Genomic DNA, 16449 nt, shown 5'->3' on the forward strand with positions numbered 1-16449 from the left:
TTCAAGGGGTTTTTCGCATCTGCATGGGGTGAAAAGCATCTTGTAAGCTCAGAAAAGATCGAACTGATCAGGTGTTTTTTTGGCGGGCTGCTTGGCCTTGCCATGGTAGGTCAAGATGCGTTCGTACTGTTTGTCGGTGAACTGCAAGATGTTGATCTTACCACCCTGTGGAAGACAGGACTCGACGCGTTTGGCATAGGTCTCAACCTGAGCAGGACTTGTGCAAAACCGCATGTAGACGCTTAGCTGACTCATCTCAAAACCCATGTCCAACAAGGACTTGCGAAAGTCCGATGCGGCTTTGCGCTCAGCTTTTTCGATCACCGGGAGATCAAACATCACAAGCATCCACATGAGTCTGTACCCCGTCAACATGGCTCAGTCGCTCTCTAGGCTTCCTGCCAACGTTAGTGGCAGGCCGGGTAAGGGTAATTCCAGCTTCTCCCTCTCGCCCAGATAGACCTGCGCCAGGGATGTGGCTAGCTTTTGCATGCAGACCATGACTGGTGTCGCTCCTGCCGCAGATTGCATATCGTCATAGAGCGTACGTACCAAAGCGCGTTTGGTTTCTGGTGTGACGTGGCTCTCGCCTTGCTGGTGTAACTGCCAGACCTTAAGGTCAATGACGGGGCGGAAGGGCTCCATCAAATCATCAACGAGACGCATTGCGTTTGCATCATTGCTGTGGTGTAGACCTATGCTCGGATGAAGGCCTGCAGCCACTATTGCACGTGCCGTAGCTGAGCGAGCGATGGTGTAGCCATAGTTGAGTAGGGCATTGATGCCGTCGCCGCTTTGATCCCGGCGAAACCCTTCGCCAAAGAGCAACCCCCAATAACGCTTGGCTCCTTGTCCCTCTACATTGGCCGGATCGCCACTCTTGACCTTCTTGATTAAGGCGGTCAAGGGGGCTGAAGGGGCACCAGTGGCTTCCAATGCGGAGGCTTGTTGTTCCAGCTTGGATTTCACAACTGCAGCCCACATGCGCTTGTGCGTAGGCTGGCTAGCTGCAATTTGTGCTTCTATGCGTTTTGATTGCACGTGGTGGCCATCCAATGTTATGAGGACACCAACAGCATTGTGGTTTGCTGCGCAGAGTACGAATGGCGTTCCACGTTCTGCCAATGCGACCAACAGGTTGTTGGTGTATGTGATGCCGTGCGCATTGGCTATGACGGCCGCAATATCGTCCAGGGGAATCTGTCCCAACTCCTTGCGATCGCCTTCGCTGTCGCGAACGACCATGAAGCCACGATTGACAAACAAGTGGCGACGGTCGTCTGCAATTTCTAAAATGCGGCCAATCATGTTGAAGTTTCAAAAAGAAGAACCGGGGTCGGTCAGTACTCCATCAGGGTTAATAAAAATTTTTCTCCCATATGATGTTTGGAATGTTCCTGGGGTTTTTAAAATGTAGGACATTTCTTTCTGCCTGGTTCGTTTGTCCACGTTGCTCTCATTGTGATCGGCAAATCCCATTTGCCCAGAGGATTTTATGAAAGCAATGCGTAATGTTCTGGTTTCTCCTTCGTGTAAAATTCTAACCATATCGCCTCTCATTAATCTGGCTATAAGCTTATTTCCATTTAAGCCGTATGAGTTATTGAGGTTGCTCAATAGATTTGATTTATTTCCTTTTGTATTTTTTGCTAGTTGATAGGCTTCATAGGTTGATATGATTTTTCCTTCCCATTTTCCTTTTTCGTTTTCGGTTATTTCGACGCAGTAATTGCTATCTCCTTTGTATCCTTTGTAGGGGGCATCAGGGTTGTGATGTGGGGAGTTGAACCAAGGCTTGTTTGTTGCATGAATTATTTTTGCGTTAGCAAAGGGTAGCACTTTGAGATTTTCTTCAATACGTTGTTTGATGCCATCAATGCGTTTATGCGTAAATACACGGCCCTCGCCAAGGAGGCCGTATGCAGTATCATTGTGCATCGCACCTTCATGGCCATGATCAGGTTTGTGGCTGACCCAGATGTTTCTTACAGCTCGTTCGACGTGATCATAATAGGTTGACCACGGTTTAGGCATATCCTCTACTAACCGCGTGATGCCTTGACTGCGTGTTGTTGCGTTAGCATTGGCAAAACGTTGTAGTAACCCCTGATCTGTAACGCCGATGACGCAGGCGTCCACCGCGTGGTGCCGGTGGTCATTACGATTCTTCTCGCCACGCAGGCCTAGCACATCATTGAGACCAAACTTCTGGCGTAGCATGGCTGTCATCTGGCCTGGTATGACACGCACACCGCTACCAGGGCATATCAATGACAAATACTCTTTGGTAATTCGAGACAAATATCGCGTATCGTTGAGTGCTCTTGCGAGGAATCCTTTGTCATCACGCAGCCACTGTTCGTAACCGTCAGCGCCAAAGCGGTATCGCTTGGCTTTGGGCATGCGACTAGCACGATGTTCGATATCAGTATAGAACCAACCCTGATGTGCAAAATCGTCACGTGCCTGCCATGGAGTCTTGTTGCCTTTGACGCGGTTGACGCGTCGCATGCATACAGTTTTATTGTTGAGCGTATCGTCAAGTGTCATCGAGAATGGCAGGATGTGCTCGATCTCAACTTCATCGCTCAGCAGCATGTTGGCACTGATCTGGATACCACTGTATGGACAACGACGGTCAGCAACGTCGTAGCTCAACTCTTCCCATAAGATCCATTTTTGGATGTCTGCGCGCTTAACGCGCTCTTCGTTGCAGTCCAAAACTGTGGCGATTGCTTTGCGGATACGCTCGTTGCGTCGCTGATTTTCAGCTTGACGCTTGTGTGTTTCCAGTTTTTGCTCGCGACTCTGCTTAAGGTCGCGAGCCAGCTCTACCACAATTTCTGTAGGTCGACCGTAGCGTCGGATCAAGGAATTGATGACTATACGTACTTGATTCAAGCCGATATGTACCGTAGGGTTGGCAATTTTTCCATATCGCTCTTCATCGTTACGTGGATTTTCTTTTTCGAAGGCCACGTGGCGTTGTAACGCTTTTCCGTAATAGGGAAGTTGCTTGAAAATGGGTGTAATCTCACCTGTTTCAACATCAACGAGCTGCTCGACCTCATCATCATCGAAGTCAAAACTGAAACCAAGCTTGCTGTGGTGATCAAAGCCGGCAGCCAATACCGCTTTGTCATAGGTGCGAGGTATGGCAGTATCTTCCACCAGATCGCAGTCTATCAGTGCAGGAACTATGCGCTCCAGGGCTTTTCGGCTCAGACTGCCATAGCCTTCAGGTAAGCCCGTGTTGGCTGTCGCCAGTGCGCGTTCTTCGCTGAGTCCGGTTGTTTCTCGGAGCCAGTTTACAAGCCTGGCTTCACTTTCCTCCATGAGGAGCTGCATGACAATTTCATCCTGCAAATTGGAATCGAACTCATACCATGCTGATCCGAAATACTCTTTTTTAGCTAGAGTGGAGCTTGTAGAGTTCCCCTTGAGCTCCTTGCGCTTTTCATCTTCCAAGTTGAAGCGGACGGTGCCATCTAAGCCAAGAAGCTTTCTCAGTTGATCGAAGCTGCGTTTTGTGTTTTTCTCCAAGGCTTCGACAATTTGATCCCGCTGCATACGTGTCAAAACGCGTTGCTGTAAATCAGATTCGCTCAGTAGGCGCAAATGGTTGACCTCCTGGTAAATGCGAAACCGCTGTGTACTGGGAAGTGCCAGGGGTGCGCGCTCCTCATCCGGTATCAGCGTGCAACGACCAGGGCGTACGGGACGAAGCGGCCTCTGGAAGAGTAGGGTATCACGCAGGTCAAAGCGAGTGGCCTCGTTGAAGAGAGCTGGATTCAATGCAGATTGCTTGTTCCAGAGCGCGTCAAATTCGTCTGCAATCATCTGGCGATCGACGTACAAGTCGTAGCTTTTCTCAATGCGGTTTTTGCCATCGACTTCAAGGCGTTTTTCACGATAGCGGGCACGAACAGTGCGCCGTTCGGCAGGGAGGGCCGTATCGGTAAGACGGCGGTAGAGCAGCTCTCCAACTGTGCGACAGTCTTGATCAATCATGGCTTGTCGCAAACCGTTGATGGCAGCTTTAAGCGCGCTGCTATCGTTTTCTTTCTTATCTGTTTTGCGATTGCTCTTGAAGCCACGTCGTTGATTGATGTGGAAGAGGGCGCGAGCAAATTCCCCGGGCGTCAGGGCATGATCCAGCCCTTTTGCACGCAATTCGTAAGGATTCAGTACCTCCAGCTTTTTACGCTCTTCCTGATCAGCCGGAAAAAATCCATGCTCAACCAACTTTTCTGTCATGCGTACTTTGCGACGCAGCAGGCGGTCACGTCGTCGGCGCATCGCACGCGCTGCGCGGCGCGTCACGGCCAGTGAAGAGCCGTCCTTTGGATTCCGTCCGTCACTGAAAATCCTGACGCCAGCTCGGATGATGGCTGTTGGCTTAAGCTTGTAATCTGTGTCTCCCGTGGGCGCCAGTCGTAAGATAGCCCATCCGAGAGAGGTAGAACCAAGATCCAAAGCGAGGCGGTATGGGGTAGCCAAAGGTGCCGGCATGCAAGAGACTCCAGAAGTTGTTTGTAACATCTTAATGGAACTCTGCGTATGTGTTCCCAATTCCGTATAATAGTTATCACCAAGACTATTGGGAAATGCGCTCTGGACGCTAACAAGCTGAAAGATGCACCAAATGGAACGCCCTGCATGCAGGGCGTTCGCCTTTCTGTGGTAGGAAAGGGCATCTTGGACAACACTTGGGGTAACTAGCTTTCGGCGATCCGGAGTTTTGTGTGTGCGAGCATCTTCGGCTCCAGGATGCAGCTCGAACGTGCGAAGCCGCATGTGGCACTTCCAACAGAAATGCCACAATAACGCACCCTCCGATCCCCCCGCGCCATGCCTCACCCCCTCCCCACCACCTCCCCCCGCAACGGCATCCTCTTCGCCCTCGCCGCCATCGCCCTGTGGAGCAGTCTGGCCGCCCTCGGCGTCAGCCTGCGTCACGTGCCGCCGTTTCTGCTCACCGGCATTGGCCTGCTGGTCGGCAGTCTGGTGGCGCTGCCGCTGTCACGCGGCAACTGGGCGCACTGGAAAGTGCCGGTATCGACCCTGGCCGTGGGGGTGATCGGCCTGTTTGGCTACCACGTGCTGCTGTTTGCCGCCTTCCGCTTCGCGCCGCCCCTACAGACCAATCTGGTCAACTACCTGTGGCCGCTGGGCATTGTGGTGCTGGCGCCGCTGTACCTGCGTGGCTTGCACTGGCGTTGGGTGCATGTGGCGGCGGCGCTGATCGGCTTTGCCGGGGCTGTGCTGGCCTTGCTGGATGGCGGTGCGGCTTCTGGCAGCAGCCAGGCGGGCGATGCCTTCCCGCAGCGCTGGCTGGGCTATGGCCTGGCGCTGGCAGCAGCCCTGACCTGGTCCAGTTATTCCCTGCTCACACAGCGTGTACCGCCGTTTCGCACCGCCGCCATTGGCGGTTTCTGCCTGCTGGCGGGCGGCTTGTCGCTGCTGTGTCATGTGCTGTTCGAGCCAGCCGTGCAGCTCAGCCTGCGGGACTGGCTGCTGATGGCCTTGCTGGGGCTGGGCCCGCTCGGAGGTGCCTTCTTTGTCTGGGATGCCGCCCTCAAGCGTACTGATGCTCGCACCGTGGGCCTGTTGGCCTTTTTGACGCCGCTGTTGTCCACCATGCTGCTGTTGTGGACCAGTGGCCAGCCATTCACGCCCACGCTGGGGCTGGCTACACTGTTGATCGTGGGCGCAGCCGTGGTGGGCACGCGTTCTCGTCAAGCCTGAGGACAGCACCATGTACATCAGCCTGCAGGACATGTTCAAGATCGGTATCGGGCCCAGCAGCTCGCACACCGTCGGCCCGATGCGCGCGGCGCGCCGTTTTCTGCTGGAGTTGCCTGAAGGCACGCTGCAGCAGGCGGCACGGGTCCAGGTCGAGCTGTTTGGCTCGCTGGCGCACACCGGCGTGGGCCACGGCACCGATCGTGCCGTGCTGATGGGCCTGTGTGGCGAAATTCCGGATGATGTCGATACCGACAGCATCCCCGGGCGTGTGCAGGCCATCCAGACGCAGCAGCGCATCGCGCTCATGGGCCAGTACACGGTGCCGTTCGATCCGGCGCAGGATCTGCTCTTCAACTTTGTCGATGAGCTCCCGCTGCACACCAACGGCATGCGCTTCCGGTTGTGGAATGAGCAGCGCCAGCTGCTGGCCGAGCGCGAGCTGTATTCGATCGGCGGCGGTTTCGTGGTCGATGCCGAAGAGCACTTCGTCGGTTCGGCCCGGGGCGCCGAAGTCGAGGTGCCGTATCCCTTTGCCACCATGCAGGAACTGCTGGAGCTGGCGGAACGTGCCCAGCGCCCGATCAGCGATCTGCTGATGGCCAACGAAGTGGCGCTGCATGGCCACGACAGCACCATCGATTTCATCCAGCGCATCCAGCAGCTGATGCTGGACGGCGTGGCACGCGGCATGCGCGCCCAAGGCGTGTTGCCCGGCGTGCTGCAGGTCCCGCGCCGCGCCCGCGGCATGGCCGAGCAGCTGATGGCCGCACCGCTGGCGGCCGGTGAGGCCAGCATGAGCTGGGTCAGCGCCTGGGCCATTGCCATGAACGAGGAAAACGCCGCCGGTGGCCGCGTGGTCACGGCACCCACCAATGGCGCAGCTGGCGTACTGCCGGCCGTACTGCGCTATTTCACCGAGCGCCATGGCCAGGCGGCCGAGGCGGTGCAGCGCTTTTTCCTGGTAGCGGCGGCCGTGGGCGGTCTGTGCAAGCGCAACGCGTCCATTTCCGGTGCCGAAGTCGGTTGCCAGGGGGAGGTGGGTTCGGCCGCTGCCATGGCGGCTGCAGGCCTGGCAGCCGCGCTGGGTGCCAGCAATGCGCGCATCGAGAATGCTGCCGAAATCGCGCTGGAACACCATCTGGGCATGACCTGCGATCCGATTGCCGGTCTGGTGCAGGTGCCCTGCATCGAGCGCAATGCCATGGGGGCAGTCAAGGCCATCAATGCCTGTTCGATGGCGCTGCTGGGAACGGGGGTGCACATGGTCAGTCTGGACCAGGCCATTGCCACCATGCGCGAAACCGGCCGCGACATGCAAAGCCGCTACAAGGAAACCTCGCTGGGCGGGTTGGCCGTTACCTTCTCGGTACGGCAGGTGGATTGCTGAAACAAAAAAAGCGCGCCACCAGGGCGCGCTTGGCATGAGCCGGCAGTAACGCTTACAGCGCTGCCACCACGGCATCACCCATCTGCTGCGTGTTCACCTTGGTCGTGCCTTCGCTCCAGATGTCGCCGGTGCGCAGGCCCTGTTCCAGCACCTTCTGCACGGCAGCCTCGATACGGGCAGCGGCTTCGGGCTGGTTCAGCGAGAAGCGCAGCATCATGGCGGCACTCAGGATGGTCGCCAGCGGGTTGGCAATGCCCTGGCCGGCAATGTCGGGCGCGCTGCCGTGGCTGGGCTCGTACAGGCCCTGGTTCTTGTCGTTCAGGCTGGCCGACGGCAGCATGCCGATGGAGCCCGTCAACATGGCGGCTTCATCGCTCAGGATGTCGCCAAACATGTTGCCGGTCACCACCACGTCGAACTTCTTTGGGGCCTTGACCAGCTGCATGGCCGCGTTGTCCACCAGCATGTGGTCCAGCGCCACGTCGGGGTACTGCCTGGCCACGTCCTCGACCACGTCTTTCCACAGCTGCGAGGTTTCCAGCACGTTGTTCTTGTCCACGCTGGTCACGCGCTTGCTGCGCTTTTGTGCCGCCTGGAAGGCGGTATGGGCAATGCGCTCGATCTCCGGGCGGCTGTAGCGCATGGTGTCAAAGGCTTCCTCGGCACCGGGGAAATGGCCATCACTGGCGGTACGACGACCGCGCGGCTGGCCAAAATAGATATCGCCGGTCAGCTCGCGGATCAGCAGGATGTCCAGGCCGGCTACCAGTTCGGGCTTCAGGCTGGACGCATTGACCAGCTCCTTGTAGCAGATGGCCGGGCGGAAGTTGGCGTACAGGCCCATGGCCTTGCGCAGGCCCAGAATGGCCTGTTCGGGACGCAGATGGCGCTCCAGCTTGTCGTACTTCCAGTCGCCCACGGCACCAAACAGCACGGCATCCGATTCCAGCGCCAGCTTCAGCGTGTGTTCGGGCAGCGGATGGCCGTGCTTGTCGTAGGCGGTACCGCCGACATCGGCATATTCCAGCTCCAGCGGCAACTGGAGCGCCTGCAGCACCTTGACGGCTTCTGCAACAATTTCATGGCCGATGCCATCACCGGGAAGAACTGCGATTTTCATGGATATTCTCGTAAAGGATCACAACAGGAAGCTCTGCCGCACGGGCAGGGCCGCAAAGGGGAGGGGGCTCAGAGGGCGCGTGCGCCGGCCAGCCAGGGTTTGGCCGCCAGGCGCTCGGCTTCATAGGCCTGGATCTTGTCCACGTGGCGCAGCGTCAGGCCGATGTCGTCCCAGCCGTTGAGCAGGCATTCCTTGCGGAACGGCTGCACCTCGAACGGGAGCTCGCTGCCATCGGGCTTGACGATGACCTGGCGCTCCAGATCCACGGTCAGCTGGTAGCCGGGCTGGGCTGCCACTTCCTGGAACAGGGTTTCGATGGTGGCCTCGGGCAGCACGATCGGCAGCAGGCCGTTCTTGAAGCAGTTGTTGAAGAAGATGTCGGCAAAGCTGGGTGCCAGGATGGCGCGGAAGCCGTATTGCTCCAGTGCCCAGGGCGCGTGCTCGCGGCTGGAACCGCAGCCAAAGTTGTTGCGTGTCAGCAGCACGCTGGCGCCCTGGTAGCGCGGCTGGTTGAGCACGAAATCGGGGTTGGGCTGGCGTTCGCCTTCCGGCATGCCGGGCTCGCCCTTGTCCAGGTAGCGCCATTCGTCAAACAGGTTGGGGCCAAAGCCGGTACGGCGGATCGATTTCAGGAATTGCTTGGGGATGATGGCATCGGTATCGACGTTTTCGCGGTCGAGAGGAGCCACCAGACCCTGGTGAACGGTGAACTTTTGCATGATGTCGTGGGGTGAAAAATCAGGCCCTCCGGCCGCAGCCGGAGGGAAGGAGGTCTTACTGGGCAGCGCGTTCGATGGCGTTGCCGGTAGCGCGCACGTCCTGGCCCACACCCTGGATGGTGTTGCAGGCGCTCAGCGTCAGCATGGCAGCCAGTACAGCGCAGATGGAAGCGATTTTTTTCATGGGATTCTCCTGGTCGTAGTGACGTGAATCGGCCGTTGCCGGCCCATCATGCAAAGGCACGGACATCCACGAAATGTCCGTGTACCGCGGCCGCCGCGGCCATGGCCGGGCTGACGAGGTGCGTGCGGCCGCCAGCACCCTGACGGCCTTCAAAGTTGCGGTTGGAGGTGGAGGCGCAGCGCTCTCCCGGCTCCAGGCGGTCGGCGTTCATGGCCAGGCACATGCTGCAGCCCGGCTCGCGCCACTCAAAGCCGGCATCGATGAAAATCTGGTGCAGGCCTTCCTGTTCGGCCTGGGCCTTGACCAGACCGGAGCCCGGTACCACCATGGCCAGCTTGACGTTGGGCGCCACCTTCTTGCCCAGCTGCTGCACCATGGCAGCGGCGGCGCGCATGTCCTCGATGCGGCTGTTGGTGCAGCTGCCGATGAACACCTTGTCGATGGCAATCTGCTGGATCGGGGTGTCGGCCTGCAGGTCCATGTAGACCAGCGCGCGTTCCATGGCCGAACGCTTGCTGGCATCGGTTTCCTGCGCCGGGTTCGGTACGCGACCCGACACGCCCACCACCATTTCCGGGCTGGTGCCCCAGGTCACCTGCGGCTCGATGGCGCTGCCATCCAGTTCGACCACGCGGTCAAACTGTGCGCCGCTGTCGGACTTCAGCGTGTTCCAGTAGGCCACGGCGGCTTCCCATTCCTCGCCGCCCACAAAGGCGCCGGTTGCGGGATCGGTGCCCGGGGCAAACGGGCGGCCCTTGACGTACTCGATGGTTTTCTCGTCCACGGCGACCATGCCGGCGCGCGCACCGGCTTCGATCGCCATGTTGCACAGCGTCATGCGGCCTTCCATGCTCAGGCTGCGGATGGTGCTGCCGCCAAACTCGATGGTGTAGCCGGTACCGCCAGCGGTGCCGATGGCTCCAATGATGGCCAGCGCCACGTCCTTGGCCGAGACGCCGGGCTGCAGCGCGCCGTCCACCTGCACCAGCATGTTCTTCGCCTTCTTGGCCAGCAGCGTCTGCGTGGCCATCACATGCTCGACCTCGCTGGTGCCGATGCCGTGTGCCAGCGCGCCAAAGGCGCCGTGCGTGCTGGTGTGGCTGTCGCCGCACACCACGGTCATGCCGGGCAGGGTGGCACCGTTTTCCGGGCCCATCACGTGCACGATACCCTGGCGCTGGCTCAGGAACGGGAAATAGGCACCGGCACCAAATTCCTGGATGTTGGTATCCAGCGTGGTGACCTGCTCCTTGCTGGTCGGATCGGTAATGCCGTCATAGCCGAGCTCCCAGCCGGTGGTGGGGGTGTTGTGGTCGGCCGTGGCCACCACCGAGTTGATGCGCCACAGCTTGCGACCGGCCACGCGCAGGCCTTCGAAGGCTTGCGGGCTGGTGACTTCGTGCACCAGATGGCGGTCGATGTACAGCACCGTGGTGCCGTCGTCTTCGGTGTGGACGCTGTGCTCGTCCCAGAGCTTGTCGTAGAGGGTCTGTGCCATGGTCTTCCTTGTTGGATATGCCATTGATTTTACGCGGCTGCGGCCCGGGATGGGCCGGCCGTCAGGTGGTCCACCAGCAGCCGGGCCGGCTGTGGCAGGGTGGAGAAATCGCGTGCCACCAGCTGCAACTGGCGGGTAGCCCAGTCATCCTGCAACGGAATGCAGGCCAGAGTGCCGGCCCCGTGCAGCCATTCAAAGGCCCGGCGCGGCATCACGCCCACGCCCAGCCCGTTATCGATCATGCGGCACATGGCATCCAGCCCGGTCACGCGGATGCGCAGCCGGATGCTTTGGCCGGCCCGCAGCGCCGCCTGGCGCATCAGCCGGTTGATGGAGCTGTTGCTGTGCAAGCCTACCTGGTCATAGGCCAGGGAGTCGGCAAAATCGATGGCGCGGCGCCCGGCCAGCGGATGCCGGCGCGGGGTGATCAGCACCAGCTGGTCCTGCCGATAGGCGCGCGTTTGCAGGCCCTGCTGCTCCAGCGCCAGATAGCAGATGCCCAGGTCGGCCGCACCTTCCTGCACGGCACGCACCACTTCGCTGCTGAGGTGCTCTTCCAGATCGATCTTGATGTGCTCGTGGGCCTGGGCAAAGCTGCCCAGGTCTTCCGGCAGAAACTGCACGATGGCCGAAATGCTGGCATGTACGCGCACATGGCCGCGTACCCCCTTGGCATATTCGCCCAGCTCGGCCTGCATCTTGTCCAGGCCGTAGATGATGGTGCGCGCGTGGTGCAGCAGACTTTCGCCGGCGGCTGTCAGTGTCACGCCGCGGGCATGACGCTCCAGCAGGGGGGTCTGGAACACCGCCTCCAGATCGCTCATGCGCTTGCTCACCGCCGAGGCGGCAATAAACTCCCGTTCGGCGGCACGGCCGATGCTGCCGAGTTCGCACACGCTGACGAACAGCTGCAGCGACATCAGGTCAACATGACGGGCAAGGGAACGGTCAGCGGCCATGCAGGGGGTGAAGCATCTTGGTTGAAGAAGGGATAAGCCATTCTCCCATCAATTGATGCTTTCTGCCATCTCCTGCTGCGATGCCTCACCTGCTGTTTCACGATCCGGGCGCAAAAACGCCCGCCGTGCACAAGAGCAGGGCGGGCGTGGCTGCGGAGCCGGACAGTCAGGGCCGTCCGGCAGGGCAGGGGCTATCAGCGGGCGATGCGCTGGAAGTCGGCCGGCACGTCGCGACGCGGAGAACCGGTGTACAGCTGGCGCGGACGGCCAATCTTGTACTCGGGGTCGGCGATCATCTCGTTCAGCTGGGCAATCCAGCCCACGGTACGGGCCAGGGCAAAGATGCCGGTGAACAGGTTGACCGGGATGCCGATGGCGCGCTGCACGATGCCGGAGTAGAAGTCCACGTTCGGGTACAGCTTGCGTTGCACGAAGTAGTCGTCTTCCAGGGCGATCTTTTCCAGCGCCTTGGCCAGCGCGAACAGCGGATCGTTTTCCAGACCCAGCTCGGCCAGCACCTCGTCGCAGGTTTCCTGCATCAGCTTGGCGCGCGGGTCGTAGTTCTTGTACACGCGGTGGCCAAAGCCCATCAGGCGCACGCCGGAGTTCTTGTCCTTGACCTGCTCCATGAACTCGCCCACCTTGGCCACGCCACCCATCTTCTGGATGTCTTCCAGCATGTTCAGGCAGGCTTCGTTGGCACCACCGTGGGCAGGGCCCCACAGGCAGGCCACGCCGGCGGCGATGGCGGCAAACGGGTTGGTGCCGGAGGAGCCGCACAGGCGCACGGTGGAGGTGGAGGCGTTCTGCTCGTGGTCGGCGTGCAGGATGAAGATACGGTCCAGTGCCTTCTCGATCACCGGGTTGACCTTGTACTCTTCGCAGGGGGTGCCGAACATCATGCGCAGGAAGTTGCCGGCATAGCTCAGGTTGTTCTGCGGGTACATGTAGGGCTCGCCCTTGCCGTACTTGTAGGCCATGGCCACCAGGGTCGGCATCTTGGCGATCAGCTGCGTGGCAGCGATGTCGCGGTGCACCGGGTTGTGGATGTCGGTGCTCTCGTGATAGAAGGCAGACATGGCACCCACCAGACCGGTCAGCACGGCCATGGGGTGGGCATCGCGGCGGAAGCCACGCAGGAAGAACTGCATCTGCTCGTTCACCATGGTGTGGTTCAGCACCGTCTTGTGGAAGTCACCGCGCTGTTGCTGGTCGGGCAGATCACCCTTCAGCAGCAGGTAGCAGGTATCCAGGAAATCGCAGTTCTCGGCCAGCTGCTCGATCGGGTAACCACGGTACAGCAGCTCGCCCTTGTCGCCATCGATATAGGTGATGGACGACTGGCAGGAGGCGGTGGACAGGAAGCCGGGGTCATAGGTGAACATGCCGGTCTGGCCATACAGCTTGCGGATGTCGATGACGTCCGGACCAATGTTGCCTTGGTAGATGGGCAGTTCGACGCTGGGGCTGTTGTCGCTGAAGGACAGTGTCGCTTTGTTATCGGCGAGTTTCATGGGTGTCTCCTGAGAAAGTGCGTTAACTGGAAAAAAGGCCGGTGGGAGGAAAACCCACACCGGCACCTTACTGGGGTAGCGGAGTGCGCATGCGCTCCAGCAGCTTCAGCACGTCCGGGGTGTCCAGCGGTGCTTCGGCTTCCTTGCGGCGCAGCAGCAGATCCAGCAAATCGTTGTCCGACAGGTCCATCAGGGCATACATGGCCCTGGCTTCCCTGACTGTCATGGCACTACCGTACTGGTCCAGGTAGCGCTGGATGAACAGGTCGTTTTCCAGCAAACCGCGGCGGCAGCGCCACTGCAGCTTGCTGTATTCGACCGGCGTGAGGCGATCGTCGAGTTCGTCCATCGGTGTGATCCGATCAGACGGTACGACGCACCATCAACTCCTTGATTTTGCCAATAGCCTTGGTGGGGTTCAAGCCCTTGGGGCAAACATCCACACAGTTCATGATGGAGTAGCAGCGGAACAGGCGGTAGGGATCTTCCAGGTTGTCCAGACGCTCGCTGGTAGCCTGGTCACGGCTGTCGGCCAGGAAGCGGTAGGCCTGCAGCAAGCCGGCCGGACCCACGAACTTGTCCGGGTTCCACCAGAAGCTGGGGCAGCTGGTCGAGCAGCTGGCGCACAGGATGCACTCGTACAGGCCGTTGAGCTCTTCGCGCTCTTCGGGGCTCTGCAGGCGCTCCTTCTGGGGCGGCGGCGTGTCGTTGATCAGGTACGGCTTGATCGAGTGGTACTGGTTGAAGAACATGGTCATGTCCACAATCAGGTCACGGATCACCGGCAGGCCCGGCAGCGGCTTCAGGACGATCGGGTCCTTCAGGCTGCGCAGGTTGGTCAGGCAGGCCAGACCGTTCTTGCCGTTGATGTTCATGGCGTCCGAGCCGCACACGCCTTCACGGCAGGAACGACGGAAGGACAGGCTGGGATCCACGGCCTTCAGCTTGACCAGGGCGTCCAGCAGCATGCGCTCATGGCCTTCGAGCTCCAGCTCGATGGTCTGCATGTACGGCTTGGCGTCCTTGTCCGGATCGTAGCGGTAGATTTTGAAGGTACGTTTTTGCATGAGATAACTCCGAATCGGTTGTCTTTGGCGCGGCTGCCGGGTCAGAAGGTACGGACGCGCGGCGGCACGGTCTCAACCGTCAGGGGCTTGGTGCGCACCGGCTTGTAGCTCAGGCTGTTGGTGGCGCTGTCCCACAGGGTGTGCTTCATCCAGTTGGCGTCGTCACGGCCCAGCGGGGCGGTGGGGTGGTCGGCCGGATGCTCGTAGTCGTACACGGTGTGGGCACCGCGGCACTCGTGGCGGGCAGCGGCGGACACCATGGTGGCCTGTGCCACTTCGATCAGGTTGGCCACTTCCAGGGCTTCCTGGCGGGCCATGTTGAACACCATGGAGTTGTCCTTCAGGCCGACATTGGCGACGCGCTCGCGGATGGCGGCGATCTTGGCCACGCCTTCATCCATGCCGGTCTGCGTGCGGAACACACCAGCGTGCTGCTGCATGGCGTTGCGGATATCGTTGGCGATATCCTGGGCGTACTCGCCGTTCGGGTTGTTGTTCAGCTTGTCCAGACGGGCACGGGTGAAGTCGCTGGCGTTGGCCGGCAGATCCTTGTGCGTCTTGTTCTCGCTGTTGTACTTGATGATGTGGTTGCCGGCAGCCTTGCCGAACACCAGCAGGTCCAGCAGGGAGTTGGTGCCCAGGCGGTTGGCGCCGTGCACGCTCACGCAGGAGCACTCGCCCACGGCGTACAGGCCGTTGATGACGCGGTCTTCGCCATTCACGTGCTCGACCACCTGGCCGTTGATGGTGGTGGGGATGCCGCCCATCTGGTAGTGGATGGTGGGCACCACCGGGATCGGCTCCTTGGTGATGTCGACGTTGGCGAAGTTGACGCCAATTTCATACACGGAGGGCAGACGCTGGTGGATCTTGTCGGCACCCAGGTAGGAGAAGTTCAGCAGGATGTGGTCCTTGTTGGGACCGCAGCCACGGCCTTCCTTGATTTCCTGGTCCATGCAGCGGGACACGAAGTCACGCGGTGCCAGGTCCTTGTATTCGGGGGCATAACGCTCCATGAAGCGCTCGCCTTCGCTGTTCACCAGGTAGGCGCCCTCGCCGCGGCAGCCTTCGGTCAGCAGCACGCCGGCTCCGGCCACGCCGGTCGGGTGGAACTGCCAGAACTCCATGTCCTGCAGCGCGATGCCGGCGCGGGCAGCCATGCCCAGACCGTCACCGGTGTTGATGAAGGCGTTGGTGGAAGCGGCAAAAATGCGGCCGGCACCGCCGGTGGCCAGCATGGTGGTCTTGGCTTCCAGCATGAAGACCTCGCCGGTCTCCATTTCCATGGCGGTCACGCCCACCACGTCGCCGCTGGCGTCGCGCACCAGGTCCAGTGCCATCCATTCGACGAAGAACTGGGTGCGGGCCGACACGTTCTGCTGGTACAGGGTGTGCAGCATGGCGTGGCCGGTACGGTCGGCAGCCGCGCAGGCGCGCTCCACCAGCTTGCGGTGGCCGTCGCCGGCGTCTACCGTGTGGCCACCGAAGGGGCGCTGGTAGATGGTGCCGTCCGGGTTGCGGTCGAACGGCATGCCGAAGTGTTCCAGCTCGTACACGACGTTGGGTGCTTCACGGCACATGAACTCGATGGCGTCCTGGTCGCCCAGCCAGTCGGAGCCCTTGATGGTGTCGTAGAAGTGGTCTTGCCAGCTGTCGGGGTTCATGTTGCCCAGCGAGGCGCTGACGCCGCCCTGTGCCGCCACGGTGTGGGAGCGGGTGGGGAACACCTTGGTCAGTACGGCAACGCTCAGGCCGGCGCGGGCCAGTTGCAGGGATGCACGCATGCCGGAACCACCGGCGCCCACGATCACGACGTCATACTTGCGGCGGGGCAGGGATTGGGGAATCGAAGTCATTGTTTACAGTCTCCACAGAACTTGAGCTGCCCAGCCGGCAGAGCCAATCAGCCACACGGCTGCGAACAGTTGCAGGGCCAGGCGGATGCCGACCGGCTTGATGTAATCCATGAACACGTTGCGCACGCCAATCCAGGCGTGCCAGCAGATGGAGATCACGGTGGCAAAGGTCAGGAACTTCATCCAGGTGGCGGCAAAGATGCCGGACCAGGAAGCGTAGGTCAGGGGGCCGGAGGTGAAGATCACGGCCAGGATCAGGGCCAGCGTGAAGACGGCCATGACGATGGCGGTGGCGCGCTGCACCAGCCAGTCACCCACACCGTAGTGGGAGGCGCCGATCACGCGGCGTTTGGAACCATAGTTGACAGAAGACATGGGTTACCTCTTGAACGTGAAA

15 protein-coding genes are annotated in these 16449 nt (G+C 60.2%); 2 read left to right on the forward strand and 13 right to left on the reverse strand.

The features are described from left to right. Positions 1-48: 48 nt before the first annotated feature. From cas2 to cas9, 3 genes are read right to left on the reverse strand one after another with little or no spacing between them, the layout of a single operon-like run. Positions 49-375, reverse strand: a complete 327-nt coding sequence (gene cas2 / locus C513_RS0106070; RefSeq protein ID WP_018715145.1) for a CRISPR-associated endonuclease Cas2 — start codon at positions 373-375, stop codon at positions 49-51. A gap of 3 nt (positions 376-378) precedes the next feature. After that, entirely contained in the window at positions 379-1308 is a 930-nt protein-coding gene (gene cas1 / locus C513_RS12855; protein WP_033394909.1) for a type II CRISPR-associated endonuclease Cas1, read from the reverse strand. Positions 1309-1317: 9 nt separating this feature from the next. Then, a complete protein-coding gene (cas9, locus tag C513_RS13880) occupies positions 1318-4512 on the reverse strand; it encodes a type II CRISPR RNA-guided endonuclease Cas9 (protein ID WP_076342714.1) in 3195 nt (1064 codons plus the stop codon). Positions 4513-4851: 339 nt separating this feature from the next. On the opposite strand from cas9, the gene C513_RS0106110 reads away from it, so the two are divergent. After that, entirely contained in the window at positions 4852-5748 is an 897-nt protein-coding gene (locus tag C513_RS0106110) for a DMT family transporter (protein ID WP_018715153.1), read from the forward strand. A 10-nt stretch (positions 5749-5758) separates the two neighbouring features. Beyond that, positions 5759-7135 carry an L-serine ammonia-lyase gene (locus tag C513_RS0106115; RefSeq protein WP_018715154.1) on the forward strand — a complete coding sequence of 459 codons (1377 nt, stop codon included), beginning with the start codon at positions 5759-5761 and terminating at the stop codon, positions 7133-7135. Positions 7136-7187: 52 nt separating this feature from the next. Here C513_RS0106115 and leuB read toward each other — a convergent pair whose 3' ends face one another. From leuB to sdhD, 10 genes are all read right to left on the reverse strand, one after another. Continuing rightward, on the reverse strand, positions 7188-8255 hold the full coding sequence (leuB, locus tag C513_RS0106120; protein ID WP_018715155.1) for a 3-isopropylmalate dehydrogenase: 1068 nt from the start codon (positions 8253-8255) through the stop codon (positions 7188-7190). 68 nt (positions 8256-8323) lie between these two features. Beyond that, positions 8324-8974: a 3-isopropylmalate dehydratase small subunit gene (gene leuD / locus C513_RS0106125; RefSeq protein ID WP_018715156.1), complete on the reverse strand. Its 651-nt coding sequence runs from the start codon at positions 8972-8974 to the stop codon at positions 8324-8326. A 55-nt stretch (positions 8975-9029) separates the two neighbouring features. After that, entirely contained in the window at positions 9030-9158 is a 129-nt protein-coding gene (locus tag C513_RS0106130) for an entericidin A/B family lipoprotein (protein ID WP_018715157.1), read from the reverse strand. Between the two features lie 46 nt (positions 9159-9204). Next, complete coding sequence (leuC, locus tag C513_RS0106135) at positions 9205-10656, reverse strand: 3-isopropylmalate dehydratase large subunit (protein ID WP_018715158.1); 1452 nt, start codon at positions 10654-10656, stop codon at positions 9205-9207. A gap of 29 nt (positions 10657-10685) precedes the next feature. Continuing rightward, positions 10686-11576 (reverse strand): LysR family transcriptional regulator, encoded by an 891-nt coding sequence (locus tag C513_RS0106140; RefSeq protein ID WP_018715159.1) that lies wholly within the window; start codon positions 11574-11576, stop codon positions 10686-10688. Positions 11577-11809: 233 nt separating this feature from the next. Further along, positions 11810-13129, reverse strand: a complete 1320-nt coding sequence (locus tag C513_RS0106145; protein WP_018715160.1) for a citrate synthase — start codon at positions 13127-13129, stop codon at positions 11810-11812. 67 nt (positions 13130-13196) lie between these two features. Next, positions 13197-13478: an FAD assembly factor SdhE gene (locus tag C513_RS0106150; protein ID WP_018715161.1), complete on the reverse strand. Its 282-nt coding sequence runs from the start codon at positions 13476-13478 to the stop codon at positions 13197-13199. Between the two features lie 13 nt (positions 13479-13491). Beyond that, a complete protein-coding gene (locus tag C513_RS0106155; protein ID WP_018715162.1) occupies positions 13492-14196 on the reverse strand; it encodes a succinate dehydrogenase iron-sulfur subunit in 705 nt (234 codons plus the stop codon). A 41-nt stretch (positions 14197-14237) separates the two neighbouring features. Next, positions 14238-16052, reverse strand: a complete 1815-nt coding sequence (gene sdhA, locus C513_RS0106160; RefSeq protein ID WP_018715163.1) for a succinate dehydrogenase flavoprotein subunit — start codon at positions 16050-16052, stop codon at positions 14238-14240. Positions 16053-16055: 3 nt separating this feature from the next. Beyond that, the gene (gene sdhD / locus C513_RS0106165) at positions 16056-16427 is read right to left on the reverse strand and encodes a succinate dehydrogenase, hydrophobic membrane anchor protein (protein WP_018715164.1); all 372 of its coding nucleotides are present in this window, start codon (positions 16425-16427) and stop codon (positions 16056-16058) included. Positions 16428-16449 lie beyond the last annotated feature (22 nt).

The sequence above is a fragment of the Allobrachymonas chironomi DSM 19884 genome (assembly GCF_000374625.1).
Lineage (GTDB): Bacteria > Pseudomonadota > Gammaproteobacteria > Burkholderiales > Burkholderiaceae_C > Brachymonas > Brachymonas chironomi.

Coding starts and splice junctions, on each gene's coding strand:
- cas2 (WP_018715145.1), bottom strand. CDS start 375: ATGTTGACGGGGTACAGACTCATGTGGATGCTTGTGATGTTTGATCTC.
- cas1 (WP_033394909.1), bottom strand. CDS start 1,308: ATGATTGGCCGCATTTTAGAAATTGCAGACGACCGTCGCCACTTGTTT.
- cas9 (WP_076342714.1), bottom strand. CDS start 4,512: ATGCCGGCACCTTTGGCTACCCCATACCGCCTCGCTTTGGATCTTGGT.
- C513_RS0106110 (WP_018715153.1), top strand. CDS start 4,852: ATGCCTCACCCCCTCCCCACCACCTCCCCCCGCAACGGCATCCTCTTC.
- C513_RS0106115 (WP_018715154.1), top strand. CDS start 5,759: ATGTACATCAGCCTGCAGGACATGTTCAAGATCGGTATCGGGCCCAGC.
- leuB (WP_018715155.1), bottom strand. CDS start 8,255: ATGAAAATCGCAGTTCTTCCCGGTGATGGCATCGGCCATGAAATTGTT.
- leuD (WP_018715156.1), bottom strand. CDS start 8,974: ATGCAAAAGTTCACCGTTCACCAGGGTCTGGTGGCTCCTCTCGACCGC.
- C513_RS0106130 (WP_018715157.1), bottom strand. CDS start 9,158: ATGAAAAAAATCGCTTCCATCTGCGCTGTACTGGCTGCCATGCTGACG.
- leuC (WP_018715158.1), bottom strand. CDS start 10,656: ATGGCACAGACCCTCTACGACAAGCTCTGGGACGAGCACAGCGTCCAC.
- C513_RS0106140 (WP_018715159.1), bottom strand. CDS start 11,576: ATGTCGCTGCAGCTGTTCGTCAGCGTGTGCGAACTCGGCAGCATCGGC.
- C513_RS0106145 (WP_018715160.1), bottom strand. CDS start 13,129: ATGAAACTCGCCGATAACAAAGCGACACTGTCCTTCAGCGACAACAGC.
- C513_RS0106150 (WP_018715161.1), bottom strand. CDS start 13,478: ATGGACGAACTCGACGATCGCCTCACGCCGGTCGAATACAGCAAGCTG.
- C513_RS0106155 (WP_018715162.1), bottom strand. CDS start 14,196: ATGCAAAAACGTACCTTCAAAATCTACCGCTACGATCCGGACAAGGAC.
- sdhA (WP_018715163.1), bottom strand. CDS start 16,052: ATGACTTCGATTCCCCAATCCCTGCCCCGCCGCAAGTATGACGTCGTG.
- sdhD (WP_018715164.1), bottom strand. CDS start 16,427: ATGTCTTCTGTCAACTATGGTTCCAAACGCCGCGTGATCGGCGCCTCC.